Annotated in this window: 24 protein-coding genes; 18 read left to right on the forward strand and 6 right to left on the reverse strand. The window is 57.4% G+C overall.

The window, feature by feature from the left end:
- Nucleotides 1–15: 15 nt before the first annotated feature.
- The 8 genes from rpsA (at nt 16) to crcB (ending at nt 6,347) form a co-directional block, all read left to right on the forward strand.
- On the forward strand, nt 16–1,692 hold the full coding sequence (rpsA, locus tag KIK84_RS10560; protein WP_214123054.1) for a 30S ribosomal protein S1: 1,677 nt from the start codon (nt 16–18) through the stop codon (nt 1,690–1,692).
- Between the two features lie 101 nt (nt 1,693–1,793).
- Nucleotides 1,794–2,096, forward strand: coding sequence for an integration host factor subunit beta (locus KIK84_RS10565; RefSeq protein WP_214123055.1), 303 nt, complete (start codon nt 1,794–1,796; stop codon nt 2,094–2,096).
- 27 nt (nt 2,097–2,123) lie between these two features.
- Entirely contained in the window at nt 2,124–2,414 is a 291-nt protein-coding gene (locus tag KIK84_RS10570; protein WP_214123056.1) for a lipopolysaccharide assembly protein LapA domain-containing protein, read from the forward strand.
- Nucleotides 2,404–3,561, forward strand: coding sequence for a lipopolysaccharide assembly protein LapB (gene lapB, locus KIK84_RS10575; RefSeq protein ID WP_214123057.1), 1,158 nt, complete (start codon nt 2,404–2,406; stop codon nt 3,559–3,561). The genes KIK84_RS10570 and lapB overlap by 11 nt, the downstream gene beginning before the upstream one ends.
- A gap of 16 nt (nt 3,562–3,577) precedes the next feature.
- A complete protein-coding gene (rfaE1, locus tag KIK84_RS10580; protein WP_214123058.1) occupies nt 3,578–4,519 on the forward strand; it encodes a D-glycero-beta-D-manno-heptose-7-phosphate kinase in 942 nt (313 codons plus the stop codon).
- On the forward strand, nt 4,516–5,538 hold the full coding sequence (rfaD, locus tag KIK84_RS10585) for an ADP-glyceromanno-heptose 6-epimerase (protein WP_214123059.1): 1,023 nt from the start codon (nt 4,516–4,518) through the stop codon (nt 5,536–5,538). The genes rfaE1 and rfaD overlap by 4 nt, the downstream gene beginning before the upstream one ends.
- Nucleotides 5,539–5,564: 26 nt before the next feature.
- On the forward strand, nt 5,565–5,897 hold the full coding sequence (locus KIK84_RS10590; RefSeq protein ID WP_214123060.1) for a ComEA family DNA-binding protein: 333 nt from the start codon (nt 5,565–5,567) through the stop codon (nt 5,895–5,897).
- Nucleotides 5,898–5,933: 36 nt separating this feature from the next.
- Nucleotides 5,934–6,347 (forward strand): fluoride efflux transporter CrcB, encoded by a 414-nt coding sequence (gene crcB, locus KIK84_RS10595; protein WP_214123061.1) that lies wholly within the window; start codon nt 5,934–5,936, stop codon nt 6,345–6,347.
- A 10-nt stretch (nt 6,348–6,357) separates the two neighbouring features.
- Here crcB and KIK84_RS10600 read toward each other — a convergent pair whose 3' ends face one another.
- Entirely contained in the window at nt 6,358–7,950 is a 1,593-nt protein-coding gene (locus KIK84_RS10600; protein WP_214123062.1) for a methyl-accepting chemotaxis protein, read from the reverse strand.
- 102 nt (nt 7,951–8,052) lie between these two features.
- Between KIK84_RS10600 and KIK84_RS10605 the strand changes: the two genes are divergently transcribed.
- Nucleotides 8,053–8,541, forward strand: a complete 489-nt coding sequence (locus tag KIK84_RS10605; RefSeq protein WP_214123063.1) for a MarR family winged helix-turn-helix transcriptional regulator — start codon at nt 8,053–8,055, stop codon at nt 8,539–8,541.
- A gap of 88 nt (nt 8,542–8,629) precedes the next feature.
- Nucleotides 8,630–9,187 (forward strand): peptidoglycan-associated lipoprotein Pal, encoded by a 558-nt coding sequence (gene pal, locus KIK84_RS10610; protein WP_214123064.1) that lies wholly within the window; start codon nt 8,630–8,632, stop codon nt 9,185–9,187.
- 68 nt (nt 9,188–9,255) lie between these two features.
- Here pal and KIK84_RS10615 read toward each other — a convergent pair whose 3' ends face one another.
- Nucleotides 9,256–10,596 (reverse strand): chloride channel protein, encoded by a 1,341-nt coding sequence (locus KIK84_RS10615; RefSeq protein ID WP_214123065.1) that lies wholly within the window; start codon nt 10,594–10,596, stop codon nt 9,256–9,258.
- A 71-nt stretch (nt 10,597–10,667) separates the two neighbouring features.
- Between KIK84_RS10615 and KIK84_RS10620 the strand changes: the two genes are divergently transcribed.
- From KIK84_RS10620 to KIK84_RS10635, 4 genes are all read left to right on the forward strand, one after another.
- Nucleotides 10,668–11,420: a 4-hydroxy-tetrahydrodipicolinate reductase gene (locus KIK84_RS10620; RefSeq protein WP_214123066.1), complete on the forward strand. Its 753-nt coding sequence runs from the start codon at nt 10,668–10,670 to the stop codon at nt 11,418–11,420.
- Nucleotides 11,421–11,465: 45 nt separating this feature from the next.
- The gene (locus tag KIK84_RS10625) at nt 11,466–12,731 is read left to right on the forward strand and encodes a putative Na+/H+ antiporter (protein WP_214123067.1); all 1,266 of its coding nucleotides are present in this window, start codon (nt 11,466–11,468) and stop codon (nt 12,729–12,731) included.
- Nucleotides 12,732–12,849: 118 nt separating this feature from the next.
- Nucleotides 12,850–13,452 (forward strand): TRAP transporter small permease subunit, encoded by a 603-nt coding sequence (locus KIK84_RS10630; RefSeq protein WP_214123068.1) that lies wholly within the window; start codon nt 12,850–12,852, stop codon nt 13,450–13,452.
- Between the two features lie 17 nt (nt 13,453–13,469).
- Complete coding sequence (locus tag KIK84_RS10635; RefSeq protein ID WP_214123069.1) at nt 13,470–15,236, forward strand: TRAP transporter large permease; 1,767 nt, start codon at nt 13,470–13,472, stop codon at nt 15,234–15,236.
- A gap of 117 nt (nt 15,237–15,353) precedes the next feature.
- Here KIK84_RS10635 and KIK84_RS10640 read toward each other — a convergent pair whose 3' ends face one another.
- The 4 genes from KIK84_RS10640 to xseB all read right to left on the reverse strand — a co-directional run bounded on the left by KIK84_RS10640 (nt 15,354) and on the right by xseB (nt 19,647).
- Nucleotides 15,354–16,436: a TRAP transporter substrate-binding protein gene (locus KIK84_RS10640; protein ID WP_214123070.1), complete on the reverse strand. Its 1,083-nt coding sequence runs from the start codon at nt 16,434–16,436 to the stop codon at nt 15,354–15,356.
- A gap of 89 nt (nt 16,437–16,525) precedes the next feature.
- On the reverse strand, nt 16,526–18,409 hold the full coding sequence (gene dxs, locus KIK84_RS10645) for a 1-deoxy-D-xylulose-5-phosphate synthase (protein ID WP_214123071.1): 1,884 nt from the start codon (nt 18,407–18,409) through the stop codon (nt 16,526–16,528).
- Between the two features lie 12 nt (nt 18,410–18,421).
- A complete protein-coding gene (locus tag KIK84_RS10650; RefSeq protein WP_214123072.1) occupies nt 18,422–19,378 on the reverse strand; it encodes a polyprenyl synthetase family protein in 957 nt (318 codons plus the stop codon).
- A gap of 14 nt (nt 19,379–19,392) precedes the next feature.
- Nucleotides 19,393–19,647 (reverse strand): exodeoxyribonuclease VII small subunit, encoded by a 255-nt coding sequence (xseB, locus tag KIK84_RS10655; protein ID WP_214123073.1) that lies wholly within the window; start codon nt 19,645–19,647, stop codon nt 19,393–19,395.
- 197 nt (nt 19,648–19,844) lie between these two features.
- Between xseB and KIK84_RS10660 the strand changes: the two genes are divergently transcribed.
- From KIK84_RS10660 to KIK84_RS10675, 4 genes are all read left to right on the forward strand, one after another.
- Nucleotides 19,845–21,011 carry an aromatic ring-hydroxylating oxygenase subunit alpha gene (locus tag KIK84_RS10660; RefSeq protein WP_214123074.1) on the forward strand — a complete coding sequence of 389 codons (1,167 nt, stop codon included), beginning with the start codon at nt 19,845–19,847 and terminating at the stop codon, nt 21,009–21,011.
- A 17-nt stretch (nt 21,012–21,028) separates the two neighbouring features.
- Complete coding sequence (locus tag KIK84_RS10665; protein WP_214123075.1) at nt 21,029–21,916, forward strand: DMT family transporter; 888 nt, start codon at nt 21,029–21,031, stop codon at nt 21,914–21,916.
- A 6-nt stretch (nt 21,917–21,922) separates the two neighbouring features.
- On the forward strand, nt 21,923–22,807 hold the full coding sequence (locus KIK84_RS10670) for a sulfurtransferase (protein WP_214123076.1): 885 nt from the start codon (nt 21,923–21,925) through the stop codon (nt 22,805–22,807).
- A 171-nt stretch (nt 22,808–22,978) separates the two neighbouring features.
- Nucleotides 22,979–24,220 carry a CmpA/NrtA family ABC transporter substrate-binding protein gene (locus KIK84_RS10675; protein WP_214123077.1) on the forward strand — a complete coding sequence of 414 codons (1,242 nt, stop codon included), beginning with the start codon at nt 22,979–22,981 and terminating at the stop codon, nt 24,218–24,220.
- Nucleotides 24,221–24,229 lie beyond the last annotated feature (9 nt).

Genomic DNA, 24,229 nt, shown 5'->3' on the forward strand with positions numbered 1-24,229 from the left:
CTTGTCGCACATTACATGTCTGAATCTTTCGCAGCCCTTTTTGAAGAATCGCTCCAACGTGCAGAAATGCGTGCTGGTGAAGTTATCACCGCCGAAATCGTGCGCATCGAGCACAGCTTCGTCGTCGTCAACGCAGGCCTGAAGTCTGAAGCCTACGTTCCCGTCGAAGAATTCAAAAACGATCAGGGCGAAATCGAAGTCCAAGTGGGTGACTTCGTCTCCGTGGCTATCGATGCCGTGGAAAACGGCTTTGGCGACACCATCCTGTCGCGCGACAAGGCCAAGCGTTTGGCTTCTTGGATGAGCTTGGAAAAGGCTCTGGAATCCGGCGAATTCGTGACCGGCACCACTTCTGGCAAGGTCAAGGGCGGTCTGACCGTTCTGGTTAACGGCATCCGCGCATTCTTGCCCGGTTCCTTGATCGACACACGTCCTATCAAGGATCTGTCGCCCTATGAAAACAAGACCATGGAATTCAAGGTCATCAAGCTCGACCGCAAGCGCAACAACGTGGTGCTGAGCCGCCGTGCTGTGGTGGAAGCCTCCATGGGCGAAGAGCGCGCCAAGCTGATGGACACCCTCAAAGAAGGTTCCATCGTGCGCGGTGTGGTCAAGAACATCACCGAATACGGTGCGTTCGTGGATCTGGGCGGCATCGACGGCTTGCTGCACATCACCGACATGGCATGGCGCCGCGTTCGCCACCCATCCGAAGTGGTGCAAGCTGGTCAAGAGATCACTGCCAAGATCCTCAAGTTCGATACCGACAAGAACCGCGTGTCTCTGGGCCTCAAGCAAATGGGTGATGACCCATGGATGGGCGTGAACCGCCGCTACCCCGCTGGCACACGCATGTTTGGCAAGATCACCAACATCGCCGACTACGGTGCATTCGTGGAACTGGAACCCGGCATCGAAGGTCTGGTGCACGTGTCCGAAATGGACTGGACCAACAAGAACGTTGCGCCTTCCAAGATCGTTGCTCTGGGTGACGAAGTCGAAGTCATGGTTCTGGAAATCGACGAAGACAAACGCCGCATTTCCTTGGGCATGAAGCAATGCCGCCCCAACCCATGGGAAGAGTTTGCACAAAACACCAAGCGCGGTGACCGCGTGAAGGGCCCGATCAAGTCCATCACCGACTTCGGCGTGTTCGTGGGCTTGGCCTCCGGCATCGACGGTTTGGTGCACTTGTCCGACCTGTCTTGGAACGAATCCGGCGAAGTGGCCGTGCGCGAATTCAAGAAGGGTCAAGAAGTCGAAGCCATCGTGTTGGCTGTGGACGTCGAGCGCGAGCGCATCTCCTTGGGTATCAAGCAGTTGGACTCCGATCCTTTCACCACCTTCGTGTCTGTGAACGACAAGGGCCAAACCGTGACAGGCAAGGTCAAGACCGTGGACGCCAAGGGCGCTGAAATCGACTTGGGCGACGATCTGGTGGGTTACCTGCGTGCTTCCGAAATCAGCCGTGACCGCGTGGAAGATGCACGCACTGTGCTGAAAGAAGGCGATGAAGTGACTGCTGTGGTAGTGAACGTGGATCGCAAGAGCCGCAATATCCAACTGTCCATCAAGGCCAAGGATGCTGCGGACCAAGCTGACGCCATGGCTAACTTGAACCAAAGCAGCGCCAATGCTGGTACCACCAGCCTGGGTGCCCTGCTGCGTGCCAAGCTGGATAACAACAACTAATAATTTGTAGCAGTTGTTGCTATAGGCAAGCGACCGGTGGCATGATCGTGCCCCGGTCGTTTTTTTATGCCCCCTTCTCTTTTGGATGCAGCCCGTACGCCATGAATCGCTCCGACCTCGTTGATGAACTGTCCCAGCGTTTTAGCCACCTGACCCACCGTGATGCGGAACTGGCTGTCAAAACCATTCTGGATGCCATGAACGATGCCTTGGCCAAAGGCCACCGCATCGAAATTCGCGGCTTTGGCAGTTTTTCCATCACCCGCCGCCCTCCACGCATGGGACGCAATCCACGCAGCGGCGAACAAGTGGCCATCCCCGAAAAACGTGTAGCCCACTTCAAACCCGGAAAAGCGCTGCGAGAAGCCGTTGATCAACAGGTTAAGCTCCACCGCGCTGAGTAAAATGGGTTCCCTCTTGTTGGGCCAAGCATGACACCCATTTATCGATTGCTGAAGTGGCTGCTCGGAGCAGCCATTTTTTTTGTCCTGTTCGTTTTTGCGCTGAACAACCGCAGCGCTGTGAGCGTGCAGTTGTTCGCCGGGCACGGCTTAGAGTTACCACTGATTGTGGTGATTCTGCTTGCCTTCGCCTTGGGTTTGCTATTGGGGGCTCTGACTGCCTTGCCAGCACGCACCAACGCTGGAAAGCCTCTTGGCAACACCAGTCCCCCATCAGCCCACTCCAGCGTCCTGAACGACCCGACACAAGATGGAATTTAATCTGAGCTTGTTTTTGTTGGCCTTACCCATTGCATTTGGCTTGGGCTGGATGGCATCGCGTCTGGATATTCGCCAGTTGCGCTTAGAAAACCGCCAAGCACCCAAGGCTTACTTTCGGGGTTTGAACTTTTTACTCAACGAGCAGCAAGACCAAGCCATTGATGCCTTCATTGAAGCGGTTCAGAACGACCCCGACACATCGGAGTTGCACTTTGCCTTGGGCAATTTGTTTCGGCGCCGCGGCGAATACGAACGCGCCGTGCGCGTGCACGAACACCTACTCTCACGCGGGGATCTGAGCCAAGAAGATCGCCAGCGTGCCCAGCACGCTTTGGCGTTGGATTTCTTGAAGGCAGGCCTCTTAGACCGCGCAGAGAACGCACTGGAAAAACTGGAAGGCACACGCTATGAAGCGCAAGCGCGCATGGCACGCTTGGCGATTTACGAGCGCGCCCACGACTGGGTTCCCGCAGCAGAGGTTGCAGCCAAGCTGGAGTCGTCTGGGCAAGGCAGTTTTGCCATCCGCCAAGCGCATTACCTGTGCGAGCAAGCCGAATTGCTGCGTGCCAAGGGCCAAGGGCCCGAGGCCTTGCCGCTGTTAACCCAGGCCCAACAAACTGCGCCCACACTGGCTCGGCCACGCATGGCACAAGCCCAGTTGTTGGCCGCCCAAGCCCGCCATGCTGAAGCCTACAGCGTGCTCAAGCAAGCCCTGCATGCGGCACCTCAAAGCACCGCCTTGATTGCCCCAGAGCTGGCACGCCAAGCCATGGCGTGTGGCTTGGCACCAGAAGCGCTGCAGTTATTGCAGCAGCATTACCGCAACAGCCCATCGTTGGATTTGATGGATGCCATTGCCAACCTGAACACCAGTCTAGGACATGACGCAACGGCTGTGCGCCAAGCCTACGCAGAGCATCTGCAGCGCGAACCATCGCTGGTAGCTGCCGCCAAATGGTTACACGATGAGCCACTGAGCCACAGTGAACTCAAACCCCTGGTGCAACGGGCTTTGGAGCACGCCACCAAGCCCTTAAACCGTTACCGCTGCGCGGCATGCGGCTTTGAAGCCAAAACGCATTTTTGGCAATGCCCCGGCTGCCAAGCCTGGGACAGCTATCCAGCCAAACGCGTGGAAGAACTTTGATAGCAACCGAAGAAGAATGAGCCCATCCCCTACCCTCACCCCTGAGCAGCTGGCCCAGAGCCGCATCCTCGTCGTTGGCGACGTGATGCTAGACCGCTACTGGTACGGCAATGTGGACCGTATTTCACCCGAGGCCCCAGTGCCCGTGGTGCATGTCAACCACGAAGAAGAACGCAACGGTGGCGCAGCCAACGTGGCCTACAACGCCGTAACGCTGGGCGCACAATCGAGCTTGCTGTCAGTGGTGGGCGACGATGCCGCCAGCCACGCCTTGCAGGCCTTGGTTAGCAAGGCCGGTATCACCCCGCATTTGGTGCGCGATGCCCAACTCAAAACCACCGTCAAGCTGCGCGTGGTAGGCCGTCAGCAGCAACTCATCCGCTTGGACTTTGAAAACACACCGCAAGCCAATGTGCTGGCCGCCCAAAGTGCAGCCTTTGCACAACTGCTACCCAAGCACGATGCTGTGCTCTTTTCCGATTACGGCAAAGGTGCCTTGGCCCAAGTGCATGAACTGATTGGCCAAGCCAAAGCGGCCAATAAACCCATCTTCATCGACCCCAAAGGCAGTAGTTACCAACGCTATACAGGTGCTACCGTACTCACACCCAACCGCGCTGAGTTGCAACAAGTCATTGGCCACTGGAGCAGCGAAGAAGACTTGCACACCAAAGCGCAAAACCTGCGCCATCAGCTTCAGCTCGATGCCTTGCTGCTGACGCGCAGCGAAGAAGGCATGACGCTGTTTGACGAACAAGGCCACCTGCACGTGAGCGCCCAAGCGCGTGAGGTGTACGACGTCACTGGCGCTGGCGACACCGTGATTGCCACCTTGGCCAGCTTGGTGGGAGCGGGTTGGACGCTGCGCCAAGCCGTGCCACTGGCCAACCGTGCAGGCGGTATTGTGGTGGGTAAATTCGGCACCGCTACGGTGTCTTATCAGGAGTTATTCGCATGACACGCATTGTGGTTACCGGTGCTGCCGGGTTTATTGGCAGCAACATCATTGCTGGGCTCAATGCCCGTGGTTTGGACGACATCATTGCCGTAGACGATCTGACCCAAGGCGACAAATTCCGCAACTTGGCCGATCTGCGTATTGCCGACTATGTGGATGCAGGCACTTTCTACACCCAGTTTGCCAATGGCCACTACGGCCAGGTGGAAGCGGTATTCCATGAAGGCGCTTGCAGCGACACCATGGAACAAAACGGCCAATACATGATGGACAACAACTACACCTTGACCATCAACCTCTTCCAAGCCTGCCAAAAGCGCGGTGCCCGGCTGCTCTACGCCTCCAGTGCGGCCACTTACGGAGGCTCGGACACCTTCCGCGAAGAACCCGCCTTTGAACACCCGCTCAACGTCTACGGCTACTCCAAACTGCTGGTGGATCAGCGCCTGCGCCGTGAGTGCGGAGCGCATTTCGAACGCACCAAGGCAGGCCGCACCCACCAAGTGGTGGGTTTTCGCTACTTCAACGTCTATGGGCCGCGTGAACAGCACAAAGGCCGCATGGCCAGCGTAGCGTTTCACCAGTTCAACCAGTTCCGCAATGAAGGCAAGGTCAAGCTGTTTGGCGAGTACGGCGGCTACCCTGCTGGTGGTCAAATGCGCGACTTTGTATTCGTAGACGATGTGGTGGCAGTGAACCTGTGGTTCTTCGACAACCCAGCACAAAGTGGCATCTACAACCTCGGCTCTGGCCGTGCCCAGCCCTTTAACGACATCGCCTTCAGCGTAGTCAATACTTTGCGTAGCGAGAGCGGCCAAGCAGCTCTCACGCTCGATGAGATGGTGGCCCAAGGCCTGCTGGAGTATGTCGCCTTCCCCGATGCCTTGCGTGGCAAGTACCAGTGCTACACCCAAGCCGACTTGACCAGCCTGCGTAGCACGGGCTGCGACCATGTGTTTGCAGGCGTGCAAGCCGGGGTGTCGAGCTACGTGCAATGGATGCTCAAGACCTACCGCTAAAGCACCCCTTTCACCTTGGAGTTGCCATGCACCCACTGGGACGTTCACCACTGCGCCATCACTTGACCCGGGCCTGTGTGGGATTGGGCTTGGCCTGCTTGCTGTGCTTAGCCCCAACTTGGGCGCTGGATATCAATGAAGCCACCGAGGCCCAACTGGACAGTGTGCGCGGGTTGGGGCCCGCATCCACAGCGCGCATTTTGGAAGCCCGCCAAGCTGGCGGGCCTTTCAAAGACTGGGCTGATTTGATGCAACGTGTCAAAGGGATCAAAGCGGCTACAGCGCGCAAACTCTCTGACGCTGGTTTGACTGTGGGCGAACAACCCTTTGCACCACCAGCTTCTGCTCCCAAGCCCTGAGTCCCGTTCACTGCACTACACCACGGAGTCACGACCATGTTGGCCATTTTCAGCATAGCGATTGGCGCAAGTCTAGGCGCACTGCTGCGCTGGCAGCTGGGGCTGCTGCTCAATCCCTTGAGCACGGGCCCCAACGCAGTGAGCCTGCTGCCCGGTATTCCACTGGGCACCCTAGCGGCCAATTTGTTAGGGGGCTATCTCATCGGCGTGTGCGTGGCGGTATTCCAAGCTTGGCCTGAGCTAGACCCGAACTGGCGTTTGGTGCTGGTCACGGGTTTTCTGGGCGGTTTAACCACCTTCTCCACCTTCTCGGCTGAAGTGGTGGGCATGCTCCTGCAGCAGCGCGTAGGCTTGGCTTTGGTGGCAGCAGGCATGCATCTGCTGGGCTCTTTGCTCATGACTTGGTTTGGCATTCGTACTGCTACATTTTTTATAGCGCCATCAGCTTGATGGACGGGCTCTACAGGCCAATTAGCATAGGTACTTGCGGCTTCAGTGTGAAATGCTGCATCGCCTGATTCAAGTGCAATGACTTGAACTGCAAGGTCTGGGCAGCAGCACTGCTTTCTTGCACCATGGCTGCGTTTTGCTCAGTGGCCGTAGCCATGGCTTGCATGGCATGGGTGATAGCCTGCAGCCCATGGTGCTGGGCGCTGGTGTGCTGCTGAATAGAGTCAATGGCTGCAGCTACTTGCTCTACGCTGCCCAAAATGGCTTGCATGCGCTTACCTGCGCTGTGCACCAGATCGGTTCCCTGTCCCACACGCTCCACCGATGCATGGATGATGTTGCGGATTTGGTGCGCAGCATCGCTGCAGCGTCCAGCCAATGAGCGCACCTCAGCTGCCACCACCGAAAACCCCCGCCCATGCTCTCCCGCTCGTGCTGCTTCCACCGCAGCATTGAGGGCCAAAATATTGGTCTGAAAGGCAATGCCGTTGATCACCTGAATGATGTCGGCAATCTGCTGTGAGGACTGTTCGATGCTGCCCATGGTTTGCACCACCTGCGACATCACCTGTTGCCCCTGCTCGGTAGTGTGACGAACGTACATAACAGCCTGCACTGCCTGCTGGGCAGACTCGGTAGAAGCTTGCATGCTATGCGACAAATCGGCCACAAAACCATGCGTACTTTGCAAAGCCGAGCCAGCGTGTTCGGTACGCTCGGCCAGAGACTGGCTGGAGTGGGCCATTTCATCGCAATGCTGCTGTACGTAGGACATTTCATCTTGCACCCGCTGTAGTACATCCACCAAAGCGGACTGCATGCCTTGCAACTGCTGCAGCACTTGGGCCAGTTCATCATGACCATGCACTGGCAGCGGTTGGCTAAAGTCACCATGGCTCCACAGCTCAGCCACATGCTGCAAGGTACGCAATGGCCGCAACAAACTGCGAATCACCACCCACACCAAGGCCACGACCACAACCGATACCAGCAAGGTCAGCCCCAGTGCCCATCCGGTGGTCTCACTCACCGAAGCCTGCATGCCGTCCCGGCGCACATGCGATTGCTTGCGCATTGCTTGAGCCCAGTCATTCATGCTTTGCTCCACTTGGGCAATGGCTGTCAGCATATTTTGCATGGTCTGCAAAGCACCCCAAGGGTCATGAATCTGCCCTTGGGCAATGCCTTTGAGAACGGCCTCAAATCCTGCCTTATAGGCCTGCAGGCCTTGTTGCATGGCTTGCAAAGAAGCCTTTTGTACCGGTGTAGCGTCCCCCATAGAGGACTGCACGCTATCGAGCAGTTGCTGCACCCGCTGCAGCTCGCTGCGCCATGTTTTCTCTAAGGCGGTGGATTGCTGCTCATCCCCCATCATCAGCAACATATCTTTTTCTAGCTGGCGTGCATGTCCAATAGCGCTGCGCATATCGGCAGCCACCAACACCGCGTTGAACTCTGTATCAATAAAACCTGTGGTTTGCTCCACATTGCGGTGCATGCTCCACACACACCAGCCCCCGAGCAACCACAGGGGCAACACCGCTGCCAACAACATGGCCAGCAAACGGTGGCGAATACTCCAACGACTCACATTCAACGACATCTTTTTTTCTCCTCTGCTTGTTGCAGGTGATTCAAATGATGTGTCAATAATGTTTCAACGTCATGACAAAAAGAAATTGGCCCACACACTTATGATGTGCAGATGCCAACACAGCCAGTCCCCACCCCAGAGAAAGACAATGCCACCCGTGTACTACGGCGCTTTCGCATTGTCTTCAATGCGGTGCGCACGCACTTTCGTGCGATGGAGAAAGTCTCCGGCCTAGGTGGTGCCCAGATTTGGGCCCTGAGCCTGATCCAGCAGCAACCAGGTCAAGGTGTGGGATTTATTGCCAACAGCATGGATATCCACCAGTCCACGGCCAGCAATTTGGTCAAAACCTTGGTGAGCAAGCAACTGCTGCGCACCGAACAAGCCAGTCACGACAAGCGGGCGGTGCAGCTGTACGTCACACCCCTTGGCGTAGAAAAACTAAAAGCCGTCGCAGGCCCGTTTGAAGGCGTGTTGCCCGATGCACTGCGCCAACTCGACCCCGCCATATTGAGCCGCTTGGATACAGACTTGGGCTCACTGATTGCCTTACTCGGTGCCGACGAAAAAGCGGCTAACATACCACTGGCTGAGATGTAAATACACACAAATTCAGGGAACTTTTGTAGGGCTTTAGATTCCCACAAATACAATTCAATCCACTGTTCGATTTTTCACGGAGAGACCCATGCGCAAAACCATCGCTGCAAGCGTTACCAGCAGCCTCTTTCTGCTGCTCGTCGGTTGCAGCAGCACCCCCACCACCACCAGCAATACAGCAGCTACAGGTTCCACAGCGGCTAACAGCTCTACCAGCAGCAGTGCCAGCACCGGTTCTGCTGCCAAGCCTGCTGAAACGGCTGTATCTACCGTGGTAGTGCCTGCGTACCTCGATCCCAATAACGCACTGTCCAAAGATCGCAGCGTGTTCTTTGACTACAACGACTTTGGTGTCAAACCCGAATTCAACAATTTGGTCTCTTTGCACGGTAAGTTCTTGGCCCAAAACCCCAAGGTCGCCATTCGCGTGGAAGGCAATGCAGACGAGCGTGGTAGCGTTGAGTACAACTTGGCTCTGGGACAAAAGCGTGCCCAAGCCGTTGTGAATGCGCTCAAAGTGTACGGTGCGCAAGACAACCAAATGGAAGCTGTGAGCTGGGGTGAAGAAAAGCCCCGCGCTACGGGCCATACAGAAGCTGACTTTGCCCAAAACCGCCGTGCCGACGTGGTGTACCCCACCAAATAAGCACTGCCACTGTGGCATCCACAACCAAGGGCCCCGCTGGGGCCCTTGTTGTTTACTAGAGTACCGTGTTAGGGCTTAGAGGGCGTCCACCGCAGCAGTTGTGCATCGGCCAATGAGGGGTAGAGCGGTGCGCTAATCAGGCGCGAAATACCACTGGCCACCATGGCGCATGCCATGAGGCTGAGCACCAGCGCATGGCCATCGACCATTTCCATCACGATGATGAAAGCGGTCAGCGGCGCTTGGGTAGCGGCTGCCAAGAAACCCACCATGCCCAAAGCAATCAAAGTCGGTGCATCCACGTATACGCCGTACACAGCCCAGTAGTGCGCCACATCGTGGCCTACTGCACCACCAATGGCCAAGGACGGGGCAAAAATCCCCCCCGGCACCCCCGACCATGCCGTAAGCCAGGTGCTCACGAACTTGAGCGGCACATACAGCCAATGGGACTGGCCCGCTCCATCCAGCGCCGCTTTGGTATAGGCGTATCCGCTGCCAAAGGTAGCCCCCTGGGTGACTACACCTATCACCGCCACCGCCAGACCACAGAGGGCGGCAAACGCCACCGGGTGCGCTGCCCGCCACTGCAGCACGCGGCCCAGCGGCGCACCAGCAGCCAAGGACACCACCAGCAAGCGGGAAAAAATACCACCCAATACCCCTGCCACCAGCGTGACCACCAGTGCTGGTGCTACAGCATCCCAGCGCCAATGCTGCACGTGGATGACGCCAAAATAACTGGCATTGCCATACACCGACACCCCGATCAAGCCCGCCAGCACGATGGCCGCCATGGACAGCGCATGGTGTTTGCTGTCGCTGTGCCGCCCCAGCTCCTCCAGCGCAAACATGATGCCGCCCAAAGGGGTGTTGAAAGCCGCCGCAATGCCGGCAGCACCCCCGGCCACCAGCAAGTGCTGCGCGGTGATGCGGCTGCGCCGTGGCAACCACCTGCGCGCTGCATGCATGATGCCCGCAGCCACTTGCACCGAAGGCCCCTCGCGGCCCAGCGACAAACCCGCCAGCAAGCCCCACGCGGTGAGCAGCACTTTGGCTACCGACAGACGCAAGGACACAAACAACGAGCGCCCTTGCTCATCATCCACCTCTTGCGCTGCCATCACCTGCGGAATGCCCGAACCCGCTGCCCCCACGGCCCAGCGGCGTGTGGCCCAGACGATCAAACCTGTGCACAGGGGCGTCCAGCCCAAGGCAAACCACCCCCAGCGCTGCTGCATGGCAAAAAACCATGCCAGGGCCAACTCAGCCAACCAGGCCAAGCCCACCACTGCAAAACCCGCCAAGGCAGCAAAGGAAAGCACCACCAAGCGCGTGCGCCAGACGGTGGTGCTGCGCAGCTCGTAACGCACTGCGCTGTAGATGTGAGGATGGGAACGTTTGCGCATCAACCCCTGCTCCGAAAGGTAATTTAAAACATTTGTTCAAATTCTTTATACACCAACACGAGGAGAACCTGATGCGCATAGGACTGATTGGATTGGGCAAAGCCGGACAAGCCGTGGCCGATGTACTGGCCCAAGATCCCCAGTGTGATCTGCGCTGGATTGCAACCCGGACAGGGCAACCCAGCGCCATCGCATTGCATGGGCAGGAGTACCCCGTGTTTGCTCTCAGCGCAGAAAGCCTGGAACAACGGTGGAACGAGCAGCCGGTAGACGCACTGGTGGACTTTTCCGCCGCCAGCAGTGCTGCCGTGTACAGCCCACTGGCTGCAAAGTACGGCATCACGGTGGTGTCAGCCATCTCGGCCTACAGTGCTGAGCAGTTGCAAGCCATGCGGGATTTGGGGCAACACACCCGCATCATGTGCTCGCCCAACATCACCGTGGGCATCAATTTCCTCATCATGGCGGCCAAGCTGCTGCGTGAGATTGCCCCCTTTGCCGATGTCGAGATACTGGAGCAACACTTCAAAGAAAAGCCCGAGGTGTCGGGTACCGCACAAAAAATCGCCACCAGCCTGCAAGTGGGGCAAGAAAAAATCACCTCCATGCGCTTGGGCGGCATCGTGGGACACCACGAAGTGATTTTTGGCTTTCCCTACCAAACCGTGCGCTTGGTGCACGACTCCATCAAACGCCAAGCCTTTGGCACGGGCACAGCATTTGCGCTGCAGGAACTGGCGCACTACCCCCATGGCTTTTACACCTTTGAAGACCTGCTACTGGAGCGCATGCGCCAGCAAATACTGAGGAGCGGCAATAGCTGACACAATGCGCGGCGAGACACCCACTGCTAAAAAGCCCCACGAACCATGACGCAGCCCACCACCATCCAACTGATTGCCACCCTATTGTTTGCGCTGGCGCTCATCCACACCTTCTCTACCAAGTGGTTTGAGCATTTGGCGCACACGCGTCCTGCCCATGCCGGGCTGTGGCATTTACTGGCCGAAGTGGAGATTGTGTTTGGCGTTTGGGCCATGCTGCTCATGGTTTGCATGGGCGTGCTGCAAGGCTTTGGCGATGCTATGCACTACCTTGATGGGCGCAACTTCACCGAACCGCTGTTTGTGTTCGCCATCATGGTGACTGCTGCCAGCAAACCCGTGCTGCAAGCGGCCAGTGCGGCTATCAATGCCATTGCCCGCGTGATTCCGCTGCAAAGGCCTTTGGCATTGGCTTGGACGGTGCTGGCCATCGTGCCGCTGCTGGGCTCCTTCATCACCGAACCGGCCGCCATGACACTGGCGGCTTTGCTGCTGCGCGATACTGTGTTCGCCAGCAGCAATCGCAAGCTCCAATACGCCGCCCTAGGGGTGCTGTTTGTGAACGTGTCCATTGGCGGCACCCTTACACCCTATGCCGCACCTCCGGTGCTGATGGTAGCCAAAGCATGGGGCTTGGATATGGCCTACATGATCGGCCATGTGGGCTGGAAAGCGGCGATAGCTGTATTGATCAACTCCGTGGTTTTTGTGGCTGTATTTGCCAAGGATTTGCGCCAAGGCTCCGCAGACACGCAATCCCCCTACCGTGGCGTTCCCGCATGGCTGGTGGTGCTGCACCTGCTTTTCTTGGCCTGCATCGTGGTCTTTGCCCACCACCCCGCCGCGTTTGTGGCGGTGTTTTTGCTGTTCATGGGGGTTGCTGCAGCCTACCCGCAGCACCAGCAAGACCGCTTGATGCTGCGCGAAGCGCTGCTGGTCGCTTTCTTCTTGGGTGGCTTGGTGGTGCTGGGCGGCATGCAGCAGTGGTGGCTGCAGCCAGTGCTCACCAGCATGTCAGCCACCTCGGTCTACTACGGCGCAACAGCCCTGACGGCCATCACCGACAACGCAGCACTCACTTACCTTGGCTCGCTGGTAGAAGGCTTGTCGCCAGAATTCCGCTATGCCTTGCTCACTGGCGCCGTCACGGGCGGCGGCCTGACCATCATCGCCAACGCGCCCAACCCGGCAGGGGCTGCGATTTTGCGCAGCCGCTTTGACGAAGGTTCCATTTCAGCGGTCGGCTTGCTGCTGGGCGCTGCGCTGCCAACGGTCGTCGCCATAGCTTGCTTCCGCTTGTTACCGCTGTAAGCAATCAAGCGCCAATCAAGGGTAATCCCCAACAGGAATACCCCTGTAACTACGGATAGACGCGATTACCCTCAGGGGCAGAAAATCGTGTGTTTGTCTTGACTTACAGGAATAAGGTATGCAAGCCCTGCTGCAACTGTCACGTGCCATCGACTGGCTCAACCGCAAGGTGGGCCAATATGTGATTTGGCTTATCTTTGCGTCCACTTTCATCAGCGCCATCAACGCCATCGTGCGCAAAGTGTTCAACGTTGGCTCCAACGCCTTCTTGGAGATCCAGTGGTACCTGTTTGCAGCATCCTTCCTGCTCGCTGCAGGCTACACACTGCTCAATGGTGAGCACGTCAAAATTGACGTGCTCTACGGCAAGCTATCCAAGCGCACCCAGATGTGGATAGACGTTTTCGGTTTTGCCTGCTTCCTCACCCCCGTCAGCGTGGCCATCCTTTACTTTGGCATTCCCTTCTTCCTCAAAGGCTTGGCTTCGGGTGAGATGTCCTCCAACGCTGGGGGCCTCATCCGCTGGCCGGTGTACGCACTCATCCCCGTGGGCTTTAGCCTGCTGCTGCTACAAGGCTGGTCTGAGCTCATCAAGCGCTTGGCGTACCTGCAAGGGCTGATCGAAGACCCCACCGCCAAAAAAGCCGAGAAAACGGCCGAAGAAGAGCTGGCTGAAGCCATTCGCAACTTGACTGGCAACAAAGACAAAAACGCAGCCTGAGCCACGGAGACATCAGCATGGAATTTTTCACTAGCAACCTCGCCCCCATCATGTTCGCGGGGCTTATCTTTTTCTTGCTGCTGGGCTTTCCCGTGGCATTCAGTTTGGGGGCTTGCGGCCTGTTTTTTGGTTTTGTGGGCATTGAGCTGGGCGTACTGCCAGAAGCCTTGCTGCAAGCGCTGCCACTGCGCTTGTTTGGCATCATGCAAAACGACACGCTCTTGGCCATTCCCTTCTTCACGCTCATGGGCTTGATCTTGGAGCGCAGCGGCATGGCCGAAGACCTGCTCGAAACCATTGGCCAATTGTTTGGCCCCGTGCGCGGTGGGCTGGCCTTTGCGGTGATTTTTGTCGGCGCTTTGTTGGCTGCTACCACCGGCGTGGTGGCCGCATCGGTCATTTCCATGGGTTTGATTTCCCTGCCCATCATGCTGCGCTATGGCTATGACCGCCGCATCGCCTCCGGGGTGATTGCGGCATCTGGCACGCTGGCCCAAATCATCCCCCCCTCCTTGGTACTCATCATCTTGGCCGACCAACTGGGCCGCAGTGTGGGCGACATGTACAAAGGGGCGTTTGTGCCCGGTTTCATGCTCACTGCAATGTATGCGGGCTACGTAGTTTTGTTGGCGATTTTCAAACCCCAGTGGGTGCCTGCACTGCCCCTGGAAGCGCGCACCATCCGCGAACCCAATGGCAAAAGCGGGCTGCTGTCCTTGTTGCTGCTGACCATCGCATCGACTGCTGTAGCGGTGTTCTTTGGCGAGCACTACGCCAACGTGCTGAGCTGGTTCAAAGGCAGCCCCGTAGACCATGTGGCGACCGATGAAACCATCGTCGTGTCGATGTGCGCAGGCGTCATGCTGGCTTTTGTGCTGGCCGTGATCAACAAGGTGACAGGCCTCAAACTGCTCTCCAACATGGCTGAGCGTGTGACCTTTGTGCTCATTCCCCCGCTGCTGCTCATCTTCTTGGTACTGGGCACCATCTTTTTGGGCGTAGCCACTCCGACTGAAGGTGGCGCCATGGGTGCTGCAGGTGCTTGCATCTTGGCTTTGCTGCGCAAGCGCTTGGATATGAACCTGCTCAAGCAAGCCCTGAACACCACCACCAAACTATCCTGCTTTGTGGTGTTCATCCTGATCGGCTCGACCATCTTCAGCCTGGTCTTCCAAGGGGTGGATGGGCCACGCTGGGTTGAGCATTTGCTCAGCAGCCTGCCCGGTGGCCAATTGGGCTTTTTGATCGCGGTGAACGCCTTGATCTTTGCTCTGGCTTTCTTCTTGGACTTCTTTGAACTGTCTTTCATCGTGGTGCCTTTGCTGGCACCTGTGGCTGAGAAACTGGGCATTGATCTGATTTGGTTTGGCGTGCTGCTGGGGGTAAACATGCAAACCTCATTCATGCACCCCCCGTTTGGTTTTGCGCTGTTTTATCTGCGCAGCGTTGCACCAGCGAAGGAATACACCGACAAAGTAACAAACAAAGTCATCGCCCCCGTACAGACATCGCAAATCTATTGGGGAGCCGTGCCCTTTGTGGTCATCCAAATCATCATGGTCGGCCTCATCATTGCCTTCCCCGGCATTGTGTCCAGTGGTTTGGACAAAGCAGAGGCGGTTGATTTGGACAAGGTGCGCTTGGAGATGGAAGCCAACATGCCCCCCATGGATGCACCAACTACTATGCCCGAGCTAGGTGCCCCAGAAGGTGCAGGCGAACAAGCCAATGACGACCCACTCAAGGCCTTGCAGGAGTCCGTGGGAACGCCCACCAAACACTGATCGCTGCCACAGCAGCCTGCCCCTTTCCACAGTGGAGGGGCCACAAAAAACGCCCTGCAATGCAGGGCGTTTTACTTGAGCAATCACCCCCTAAACAGAGGTTGAACTGAAGCTGTATTACAGCTTTTGCGTTGACATGAAGCTATCAAAGCTCTTCTCTGCATAGCGGAACCAGCTCACCTGATCGCGTTGGAATTTACGCAAGTCAGCGTAGATCTTCTTCCACTCAGGGCTCTTGCTGTCGTTTTGAGCAAACACCTCCATGGAGGCCTTGTACGACGCATCCAGCACCTGTTGCGAGAAGGGTAGCACTTTGGTTTTTGCCGCCACCAACTGCAGGAGTGCCACGGGGTTCAATGCATCGTATTTGGCCAGCATATCGCTGTTGGCCATAGCCGCAGCCGCTTCCACAATGGCTTTGTACTCTGCAGGCAAACCATCAAACGCTTTGCGGTTTATGTAGAAGGACACTTCTGGACCACCTTCCCACCAGCCTGGGTAGTAGTAGTAAGGCGCTACCTTGTTAAAGCCCAGCTTTTGGTCGTCATAAGGGCCCACCCATTCGGCAGAGTCGATGGTGCCTTTTTCCAAAGCTTGGTAAATCTCGCCACCGGGAATGCTTTGCGGCACAGCACCCAGCTTTTGCATGACTTCGCCCACCAGACCGCCACCCAAGCGCATTTTCAGGCCCTTGAAGTCCTCCACGGTTTTCACTTCCTTGCGGAACCAACCACCCATCTGCACACCAGTATTGCCACCGGCAAAGCTGATCATGTTGTAGTTGGCATAGAACTCGTTGAGCAACTTGCGGCCATTACCATGCTGCGTCCACGCATTCATTTGGCGTGCGTTCAGACCAAATGGAATGGCAGAACCCAAAGCGAACGCGGGGTTCTTGCCGTAGTAGTAGTAGGGCACGGTATGGGCCATTTCCACCGTAGTGTTTTGCACCCCATCGACCACGCCAAAGGGAGGCATGAGCTCACCACCGGCGTGCACAGAAATTTCAAACTTGCCACCGGACATGGCCTTGACGGCCTTGGCAAACACTTCGGCTCCACCGTAAATGGTGTCCAAAGACTTGGGGAAACTCGATGCCAGACGCCAGCGAATGGCTTGCTGGGCCTGCACAGCTGGGGCTGCACTAGCAGCCAAAACACCAGCCAAACCGGCATGCTTGATAACGGAACGACGATCCATGCGTATCTCCACTTTATGAAAAGAAAATAACGGCTTCATTGTAGAAAGCCGTTATGCATGGTCGTTGCGGGTTTTCCCTCTGAAAACCCTCAGTTTGTGAGGGTCTGCAAACGTTGGTTAACGCTGCTTGCAATCCCTTGTGCATCCAAACCAGCCATTTGCAACAATTTGACCGGATCTCCGTGTTCAATGAACTGGTCTGGCAAACCCAACTGCAACAACGGCAGCACGATGCCTGCAGCATGCAAGCTCTCACTCACCGCACTGCCAGCACCACCCATGGTGCAGCCCTCTTCGACAGTAACCAGCAAGTCGTGGCTGCGAGCCACTTGGTGCAGCAGCGCTTCATCCAAGGGCTTGATCCAACGCATATTGACCACAGTGGCATTGAGCGCCTCTGCCGCTTGCAAGGCTGGGTAGAGCAAGGTGCCAAAAGCCAGTATGGCCACACGCTGTCCCTGACGGCGCAACTCCCCCTTACCAAAAGGCAAAGCATGCAAACCAGGCTGTACTGCAACGCCCACACCAGCACCGCGCGGATACCGCACAGCGACAGGGTGATTTTGTTCATAGGCAGTGGTGAGCAACTGGCGGCACTCATTTTCATCGGCCGGGGTCGCCACACTCATGTTGGGAATGCAGCGCACAAAAGCAATGTCGTACGCCCCTGCGTGGGTCGCACCATCGGCCCCCACCAAACCTGCTCGATCAAGAGCAAACACCACCGGCAAGTTTTGCAATGCCACATCATGGATGAGTTGGTCATATGCACGCTGCAAGAACGTGGAATAAATAGCCACCACGGGCTTGAGTCCCTCCGTGGCCAAACCACCTGCAAAAGTGACCGCATGTTGCTCAGCAATGCCCACATCGAAGTAGCGCTCAGAAAAACGCTTGTGAAACTCCACCATGCCTGACCCCTCACGCATAGCAGGCGTGATGCCCACTAGTCGTTGATCCTGCTCAGCCATGTCGCACAGCCATTGGCCAAACACTTGGGTAAAAGTGGGGTTGGCAGGAGCAGCCGACTTTTGCAGACCTACAGCAGGGTCGAACTTGCCCGGGCCATGGTAGGCAACAGGATCAGCCTCGGCCAGCTTGTAACCTTGGCCCTTTTTGGTGACCACATGCAAGAACTGTGGCCCACGCAAGTGCTTGATGTTTTCCAGCGTTGGAATCAACGAATCAAGATCGTGTCCATCAATAGGACCAATGTAGTTGAACCCAAATTTTTCGAACAGCGTGGCGGGCACCACCATGCCTTTGGCATGCTCCTCGAGTCGCTTGGCCAGCTCAAACAAGGGCGGTGCCCCCTTGAGCACTTGCTTGCCCACGCTCTTGGCTGCGGCATAAAACTGACCACTCATGAGTTGGGCCAAATAGCGATTCAATGCCCCCACAGGCGGACTGATACTCATGTCGTTGTCGTTGAGCACCACCAGCAAACGGCAGTCTTCAACGCCGGCATTGTTCATGGCTTCAAAGGCCATACCCGCTGTCATGGCTCCATCGCCAATGACGGCAATGCTCATGCGATCGGAGCCTTGGATGCGCGAGGCCAAGGCCATACCCAGTGCCGCCGAAATAGAGGTACTGGAATGGGCTGTGCCAAAGGTGTCGTACTCACTCTCATCACGGCGCGGGAAGCCCGACAGCCCACCCCACTGGCGCAAGGTGTGCATGCGGTCACGGCGACCTGTCAGGATTTTGTGCGGATAGGTCTGGTGCCCCACATCCCACACGATGCGGTCATCGGGGGTATTGAACACATAGTGCAAGGCGGTAGTCAACTCCACCGTGCCCAAGTTCGAGCTCAAGTGCCCGCCAGTCTTGGCAACACTGTGCAACAGATACTGGCGCAACTCGTCGGCCAAGGCACGCAACTGTGTGCGTGGCAAAGCGCGCAGATCAGCCGGATCGTTGATCGTATTGAGCAAAGGGTAATGCGAAACGTGTGCTGTGCTGTCTGTCATAGACACTGTCTTTCAACTGGCGCGGTGCACCACCATGTGGGCCAAAGCGCGTAAACCATCATCATGGGGCAGCGCCAAACCATCCAAGGCATTAAGCGCTTGCTGTAACAAGCCAGCGGCATAAGCTTGACTGGCCTCCAGTCCCATGATGGAGACATAGGTGGGTTTCTCCTGCAAGGCATCTTTGCCAGCCGTTTTACCCAGGGTTGCGGAATCGGCCGTGGCATCCAAAATGTCGTCCACCACCTGAAACGCCAGCCCCAAAGCCTCGCCATACACAGCCAAGGCCTGTAGCACGGTGTCGTCGGCTTGTGCACTGGCAGCCCCCATGAGCACACTGCCCTTGAGTAAAGCGCCTGTTTTGAGTTGGTGCATGTGCCGCAAGGTCGACTGGCTGAGCTTCACACCCACACTGGCCAAATCGATAGCCTGACCACCGGCCATGCCTGCACAGCCCGCAGCACGCGCCAACAAGGCACACAACTGGGCCTGCACAATAGCAGGAACGGAAGTATCTTGCGGTGTCAGTAGCTCAAAGGCCAAGGCCTGCAAGGCATCGCCTGCCAGCAAGGCGCTCGCCTCACCATACTGCACATGCACAGTGGGTTTGCCACGGCGCAGCACATCGTTGTCCATGCAAGGCATGTCGTCATGCACCAGCGAATAGGCATGGATCAACTCTACCGCACAGGCTGCACGCATGGCCGCTGCAGCGCATGGCGTGCCAGAGCTGGCCACGGCATCGTGCGCAGCCAACACCAACAAAGGGCGCAAACGCTTGCCGCCATCGAGTACGGCGTAGCGCATAGGGTCTATCAAGCTAGCCGGGGCATCTTGCTCGTCAGCACGGTGGGCACTGGCCAACAAAAAAGCATCCAAGGCTTTTTCCACGTCAGTCAACTGCATTTGCATCCAAGCAGTGAAATCGAATGCCGCATTGGCATGGGTAGCGGTATAAGAGGGAACCATAGGTCTGCGCGTCCTTAGCTTTTCCAAGACTTGAGCACGCCGTTTTCCAGCACCTGTATCTGCTCATCCAGCGTTTGCAACTGACTGCGGCAGCGCTCAAGCAAGGCCGCCCCTCGCTGGTAGGCACCCAGCAACTCGTCCAGCGGCATGTCTCCCGATTCCATGCGGGCTACCAAATCCTCCAGTGCATGCAACGCGTCTTCGTAGCGCTCAGGCACATCGGCAGCAGCTGTGGCGCTATCAGCCGCATTGGCTTTGACCTTACTCATAAAAGAATGCTTATTTCAGGATGCAAACCCAGCATTCTAGGCCTGCGCGTGACCACAATCGCTAGGCAAGCGCCCTAATGTGGGTAAAATCCCGCCCTCTTTAGCCACCGGCCCCCGTTCTGGGTGGTACGGTTTTCCTTCCACCCGCACAATTTGTGGTGCATCCCCCTGTGGGGAGTCTTTAGGTCAGGTCACCCATGTCTGATTTAAGTCTTCAACTGCAGCAGGCGAAAAGCCAACTTCCTGTCTCCAGCTACTTTGACCCGGCGCTGTACGAGCGCGAATTGCAACTGATCTTTCAGCAAGGGCCCCGCTATGTGGGGCACAGTTTGAGCGTTCCCAACATCGGGGACTACTACACCTTGCCGCAAGAGAAAGATGGCCGGGTACTCGTGCGCAACGCGGGCGGTATTGAACTGCTATCGAACGTGTGCCGCCACCGACAAGCCACCATGCTCAAAGGCCGTGGCAACCTCAACCAGCAGGGACAAGCCCATGCAGGTGGCAATATCGTGTGCCCACTGCACCGCTGGACTTACAGCGGCGCCCACGGCGGACTCAATGGACGTCATAGTGGCGAGCTCATTGGTGCCCCCCACTTTGCCGAGCAGCCCCACTGCCACAACCTCAAGCACTACGGCTTGCGCGAGTGGAACGGCCTGCTATTCGAGGACAACGGGGTGGACATAGCCGCCCAGCTAGCCCATATGGGCCCGCGCCAAGCACTCAACTTTGACGGCTACGTGCTGGACAAAGTGGTACTGCATGAGTGCAACTACAACTGGAAGACCTTCATCGAGGTCTATCTGGAGGATTACCACGTCGGCCCCTTCCACCCCGGATTGGGCAACTTCGTCACCTGCGACGACTTGCGTTGGGAGTTCAAAGAGCACTACTCGGTACAGACCGTGGGCATTGCCAATGGCTTGCGCCAGTCGGGCAGCACCGTGTACGAACGCTGGCACAAAGCGCTGATGGACTACCGCCAAAACACCGTGCCCGAGTACGGCGCCATTTGGCTCACCTACTACCCGCACATCATGGTCGAGTGGTATCCGCATGTGCTCACGGTGTCCACCGTCATTCCTGCGGGTTTGAACAAAACCCTCAATATGGTGGAGTTCTTCTACCCCGAGGAAATCGCAGCATTCGAACGCGAGTTTATCGAAGCCCAGCAGGCCGCCTACATGGAAACTTGCATTGAGGACGACGAAATCGCCGAACGCATGGACGCAGGACGCCGCGCACTCTTTGAGCGCGGCGACAACGAGGTTGGCCCCTACCAAAGCCCCATGGAAGACGGCATGCAGCATTTCCACGAGTGGTACCGCCGCATAATCGGGGACAGCGCCATCTCCCCGTAACCGCAAGGATCCCTGCCATGAACGCACTCTGGATGTTGTTAGCCGCTTTCTGGTTTGCGCTCATGGCAGTGGGCATCAAATACGCCTCGGGCAGCTTTAGCACCTTCGAGTTGGTGTTCTACCGCGGCATCATCAGCATCCTCTTCATGGGTACGGTGATGCACTTCAAAGGCATCTCGGCCAAAACCCGCTACCCCGCCATGCACCTGTGGCGCAGCATCATCGGCGTAGCATCGCTGGGTAGCTGGTTCTTTGCCATTGCCCACCTTCCGCTGCCCACCGCGATGACGCTCAACTACATGAGCGGCATCTGGATTGCCGCCTTTGTCGTCGGCGGCTCACTCATGTTTGGCAAACAACAGCCCCAAGGCCTGCTGCTGCTCTCGGTACTTATGGGCTTTGTGGGCGTCATCTTGGCACTGCGCCCCAGCCTGGACCAAAGTCAACTGTTTGCCGGTTTGGTCGGGTTGCTCTCGGGCTTGGGGGCGGCATTGGCCTATATGCAAGTGTCCGCCTTGGGCCAGATAGGCGAGCCCGAAGAGCGCACCGTGCTGTACTTTTCCATCGGCAGCGCCGTGGTGGGGCTGCTGGGCATGCCGCTGACCGACAACCTGCCTTGGCACGCCGTAGCGCTGCGCGATGCGCTGTGGGTGGTGCCCATCGGCATCTTTGCCAGCCTAGGCCAGTGGTGCATGACCCGAGCCTACCGCGATGGCCCCAGCTTGGTTGTCGCCAGCATGCAATACGGCGGCATCGTGTTCGCATCCATTTTCAGCTTGGTATTGTTTGGCGACCAAATCCCCGCATCAGGCTGGGCTGGCATTGCCATCATCATCGTCAGCGGTATTTTGGCCACCGCCGTGCGCACCAAAGCCCTACCTGACACCCCCGCAGAAGACCACTAAAACTTTATGACCACTTCCACACCGCACTACTCCACCCTCATCTCTCCCGAGGAACTGCAAACTCTGCGCGCGCAAGGCCAGACAGTCATGGTGTTTGACTGCTCATTCGAGTTGATGAACCCGGTTGCAGGCCCAGCCCAGTTTGACGAAGTGCGCATAGCAGGTGCTGTATACACCCACTTGGACACAGCACTGAGCGCCAAAGGTGCAGGCGTGGCCACCGCATCGGGCGGACGCCACCCGCTGCCCACCCGTGAACACTTTGCCCAGTGGCTAACCAGCGTGGGCTTTACCAACGGCATGCAAGCCGTGGTCTACGACCGCCAAGGCGTGAACTACTGTGGTCGCTTGTGGTGGATGCTGCGCTGGCTCGGTCACCAAGCCGTGGCGGTGCTCGACGGCGGCCTGCAAGCTTGGCAAGCCGCTGGCCTGCCCACTGAAAGCGGCCCAGCACCAGCCCCTAGTGCAGCGGCACAAGCCTTTGCCTTGCACGAGCCACTGGTGCGCTTGGTTGATGCCAGCCATGTGCAAGCCACGCTGGGCCAGCCCCAGTACTCCGTAATCGATGCCCGCGCCACCCCCCGCTACAAAGGCGAGATGGAACCCATAGACCCCAAAGCAGGGCACATTCCTGGTGCACTCAATCGGCCTTTTTCTAACAACATCGGCTCCGATGGCCGTTTTAAACCCGCAGAGCAACTGCGCGCCGAGTTTGCCGCACTGCTAGGCCAGCGCGATGCCGCCCACGTCATCCACCACTGCGGCAGTGGCGTGAGCGCCGTACCCAACGTACTGGCCATGGAGATTGCAGGCCTGGGCACCCCCGCTCTGTACGCCGGTAGCTGGAGCGACTGGTGCAGCGATGCCAGCCGCCCGGTAGCCCAAGGGTAAACCAGCACAAGATGGCACAGCTCTTGCTTGAATAGCTGCAACGTGTAGCGGCATTCACCAACGAAGGGCTTGCCGCTACCAAGGACAAGGCGTCCCCACCTCTACAGCACTGGTTCAGTGCGTATTCGCGGTGCGGACGCTTTTTGCTTTTTTCTGCACAAGGAGTTTGTCATGTCTCAGTCCTCTCCCCTGATCCAGCGCCGTACCCTCTTGCAAGCCACTGCCGCTGCAGCCGTGGGCATTAGCCCCGCCCTGCGCGCTGTGGTGCACGCTGCCGGATCCGACGCACCAGAAAAGACCGAAGTGAAGATCGGCTTCATCCCCCTGACCGACTGCGCCAGCGTCGTCATGGCCAGCGTACTGGGCTTGGACCAAAAGTACGGCGTCAAGTTCGTGCTGTCCAAAGAAGCCAGCTGGCCCGGCGTGCGCGACAAGCTGGTCAACGGTGAACTGGACATGGCCCACGTGCTCTACGGTTTGGTCTACGGTGTGCACTTGGGCATAGGCGGTCCCAAGAAGGACATGGCCGTGCTCATGACCCTGAACAACAACGGCCAAGCCATTACCCTGAGCAAAAAACTGGCCGACAAAGGCGCTGTGGATGGCCCCGGCTTGGCCAAGCTGATGCAAAGCGAAAAACGCGAATACACCTTTGCCCAAACCTTCCCCACCGGCACCCACGCCATGTGGTTGTACTACTGGCTGGCCAGCTACGGCATCAACCCCATGAGTGATGCCAAAGTCATCACCGTGCCACCACCCCAAATGGTGGCCAACATGCGCATTGGCAATATGGACGGCTTCTGCGTTGGTGAACCCTGGAACCACCGCGCCATCATCGACGGCATTGGCATCACTGCCACTACCACGCAGGACATCTGGAAAGACCACCCTGAAAAAGTGCTGGGCGCTACGGGCGAGTTTGCCAAAAAGTACCCCAACACCTGCCGCGCTGCCATGTGCGCCATCTTGGAAGCGGGCAAGTGGATCGACTCTGGCCTGCAAAACAAAAACAAGATGGCCGAGACCATCGCCGAAAAGTCCTATGTGAACACGGGCGTTGACGCCATCAACCAGCGCATCTTGGGCCGCTACCAAAACGGCATGGGCAAGACCTGGGACGACCCCAACCACATGAAGTTCTTCAACGAAGGTGCTGTCAACTTCCCCTACCTGTCTGACGGCATGTGGTTCCTGACCCAACACAAGCGCTGGGGCTTGCTCAAAGACCACCCCGACTACCTGGGCGTGGCCAAACAGATCAACCAAATTGACCTGTACAAACAAGCTGCCACCGCCACCAAAACTGCTCTGCCCAAGAGCGACATGCGCACCAGCAAACTGGTGGATGGTGTGGTGTGGGACGGCAAAGACCCCAAGAAATACGCCGATAGCTTCAAGGTCAAAGCCTGAAAGGATTCC

This window comes from Curvibacter sp. CHRR-16 (assembly GCF_018474005.1).
Lineage (GTDB): Bacteria > Pseudomonadota > Gammaproteobacteria > Burkholderiales > Burkholderiaceae_C > Allorhodoferax.

Excerpts from the sequence above, each read along its gene's own strand:
- KIK84_RS10635 (WP_214123069.1), top strand. The coding sequence starts at position 13,470 with ATGGAATTTTTCACTAGCAACCTCGCCCCCATCATGTTCGCGGGGCTT.
- rfaE1 (WP_214123058.1), top strand. The coding sequence starts at position 3,578 with ATGAGCCCATCCCCTACCCTCACCCCTGAGCAGCTGGCCCAGAGCCGC.
- KIK84_RS10665 (WP_214123075.1), top strand. The coding sequence starts at position 21,029 with ATGAACGCACTCTGGATGTTGTTAGCCGCTTTCTGGTTTGCGCTCATG.
- KIK84_RS10670 (WP_214123076.1), top strand. The coding sequence starts at position 21,923 with ATGACCACTTCCACACCGCACTACTCCACCCTCATCTCTCCCGAGGAA.
- dxs (WP_214123071.1), bottom strand. The coding sequence starts at position 18,409 with ATGACAGACAGCACAGCACACGTTTCGCATTACCCTTTGCTCAATACG.
- rpsA (WP_214123054.1), top strand. The coding sequence starts at position 16 with ATGTCTGAATCTTTCGCAGCCCTTTTTGAAGAATCGCTCCAACGTGCA.
- KIK84_RS10650 (WP_214123072.1), bottom strand. The coding sequence starts at position 19,378 with ATGGTTCCCTCTTATACCGCTACCCATGCCAATGCGGCATTCGATTTC.
- KIK84_RS10605 (WP_214123063.1), top strand. The coding sequence starts at position 8,053 with ATGCCAACACAGCCAGTCCCCACCCCAGAGAAAGACAATGCCACCCGT.
- pal (WP_214123064.1), top strand. The coding sequence starts at position 8,630 with ATGCGCAAAACCATCGCTGCAAGCGTTACCAGCAGCCTCTTTCTGCTG.
- crcB (WP_214123061.1), top strand. The coding sequence starts at position 5,934 with ATGTTGGCCATTTTCAGCATAGCGATTGGCGCAAGTCTAGGCGCACTG.
- KIK84_RS10630 (WP_214123068.1), top strand. The coding sequence starts at position 12,850 with ATGCAAGCCCTGCTGCAACTGTCACGTGCCATCGACTGGCTCAACCGC.
- KIK84_RS10570 (WP_214123056.1), top strand. The coding sequence starts at position 2,124 with ATGACACCCATTTATCGATTGCTGAAGTGGCTGCTCGGAGCAGCCATT.
- KIK84_RS10600 (WP_214123062.1), bottom strand. The coding sequence starts at position 7,950 with ATGTCGTTGAATGTGAGTCGTTGGAGTATTCGCCACCGTTTGCTGGCC.
- KIK84_RS10565 (WP_214123055.1), top strand. The coding sequence starts at position 1,794 with ATGAATCGCTCCGACCTCGTTGATGAACTGTCCCAGCGTTTTAGCCAC.
- lapB (WP_214123057.1), top strand. The coding sequence starts at position 2,404 with ATGGAATTTAATCTGAGCTTGTTTTTGTTGGCCTTACCCATTGCATTT.
- xseB (WP_214123073.1), bottom strand. The coding sequence starts at position 19,647 with ATGAGTAAGGTCAAAGCCAATGCGGCTGATAGCGCCACAGCTGCTGCC.
- KIK84_RS10675 (WP_214123077.1), top strand. The coding sequence starts at position 22,979 with ATGTCTCAGTCCTCTCCCCTGATCCAGCGCCGTACCCTCTTGCAAGCC.
- KIK84_RS10625 (WP_214123067.1), top strand. The coding sequence starts at position 11,466 with ATGACGCAGCCCACCACCATCCAACTGATTGCCACCCTATTGTTTGCG.
- KIK84_RS10620 (WP_214123066.1), top strand. The coding sequence starts at position 10,668 with ATGCGCATAGGACTGATTGGATTGGGCAAAGCCGGACAAGCCGTGGCC.
- KIK84_RS10590 (WP_214123060.1), top strand. The coding sequence starts at position 5,565 with ATGCACCCACTGGGACGTTCACCACTGCGCCATCACTTGACCCGGGCC.
- KIK84_RS10660 (WP_214123074.1), top strand. The coding sequence starts at position 19,845 with ATGTCTGATTTAAGTCTTCAACTGCAGCAGGCGAAAAGCCAACTTCCT.
- rfaD (WP_214123059.1), top strand. The coding sequence starts at position 4,516 with ATGACACGCATTGTGGTTACCGGTGCTGCCGGGTTTATTGGCAGCAAC.
- KIK84_RS10615 (WP_214123065.1), bottom strand. The coding sequence starts at position 10,596 with ATGCGCAAACGTTCCCATCCTCACATCTACAGCGCAGTGCGTTACGAG.
- KIK84_RS10640 (WP_214123070.1), bottom strand. The coding sequence starts at position 16,436 with ATGGATCGTCGTTCCGTTATCAAGCATGCCGGTTTGGCTGGTGTTTTG.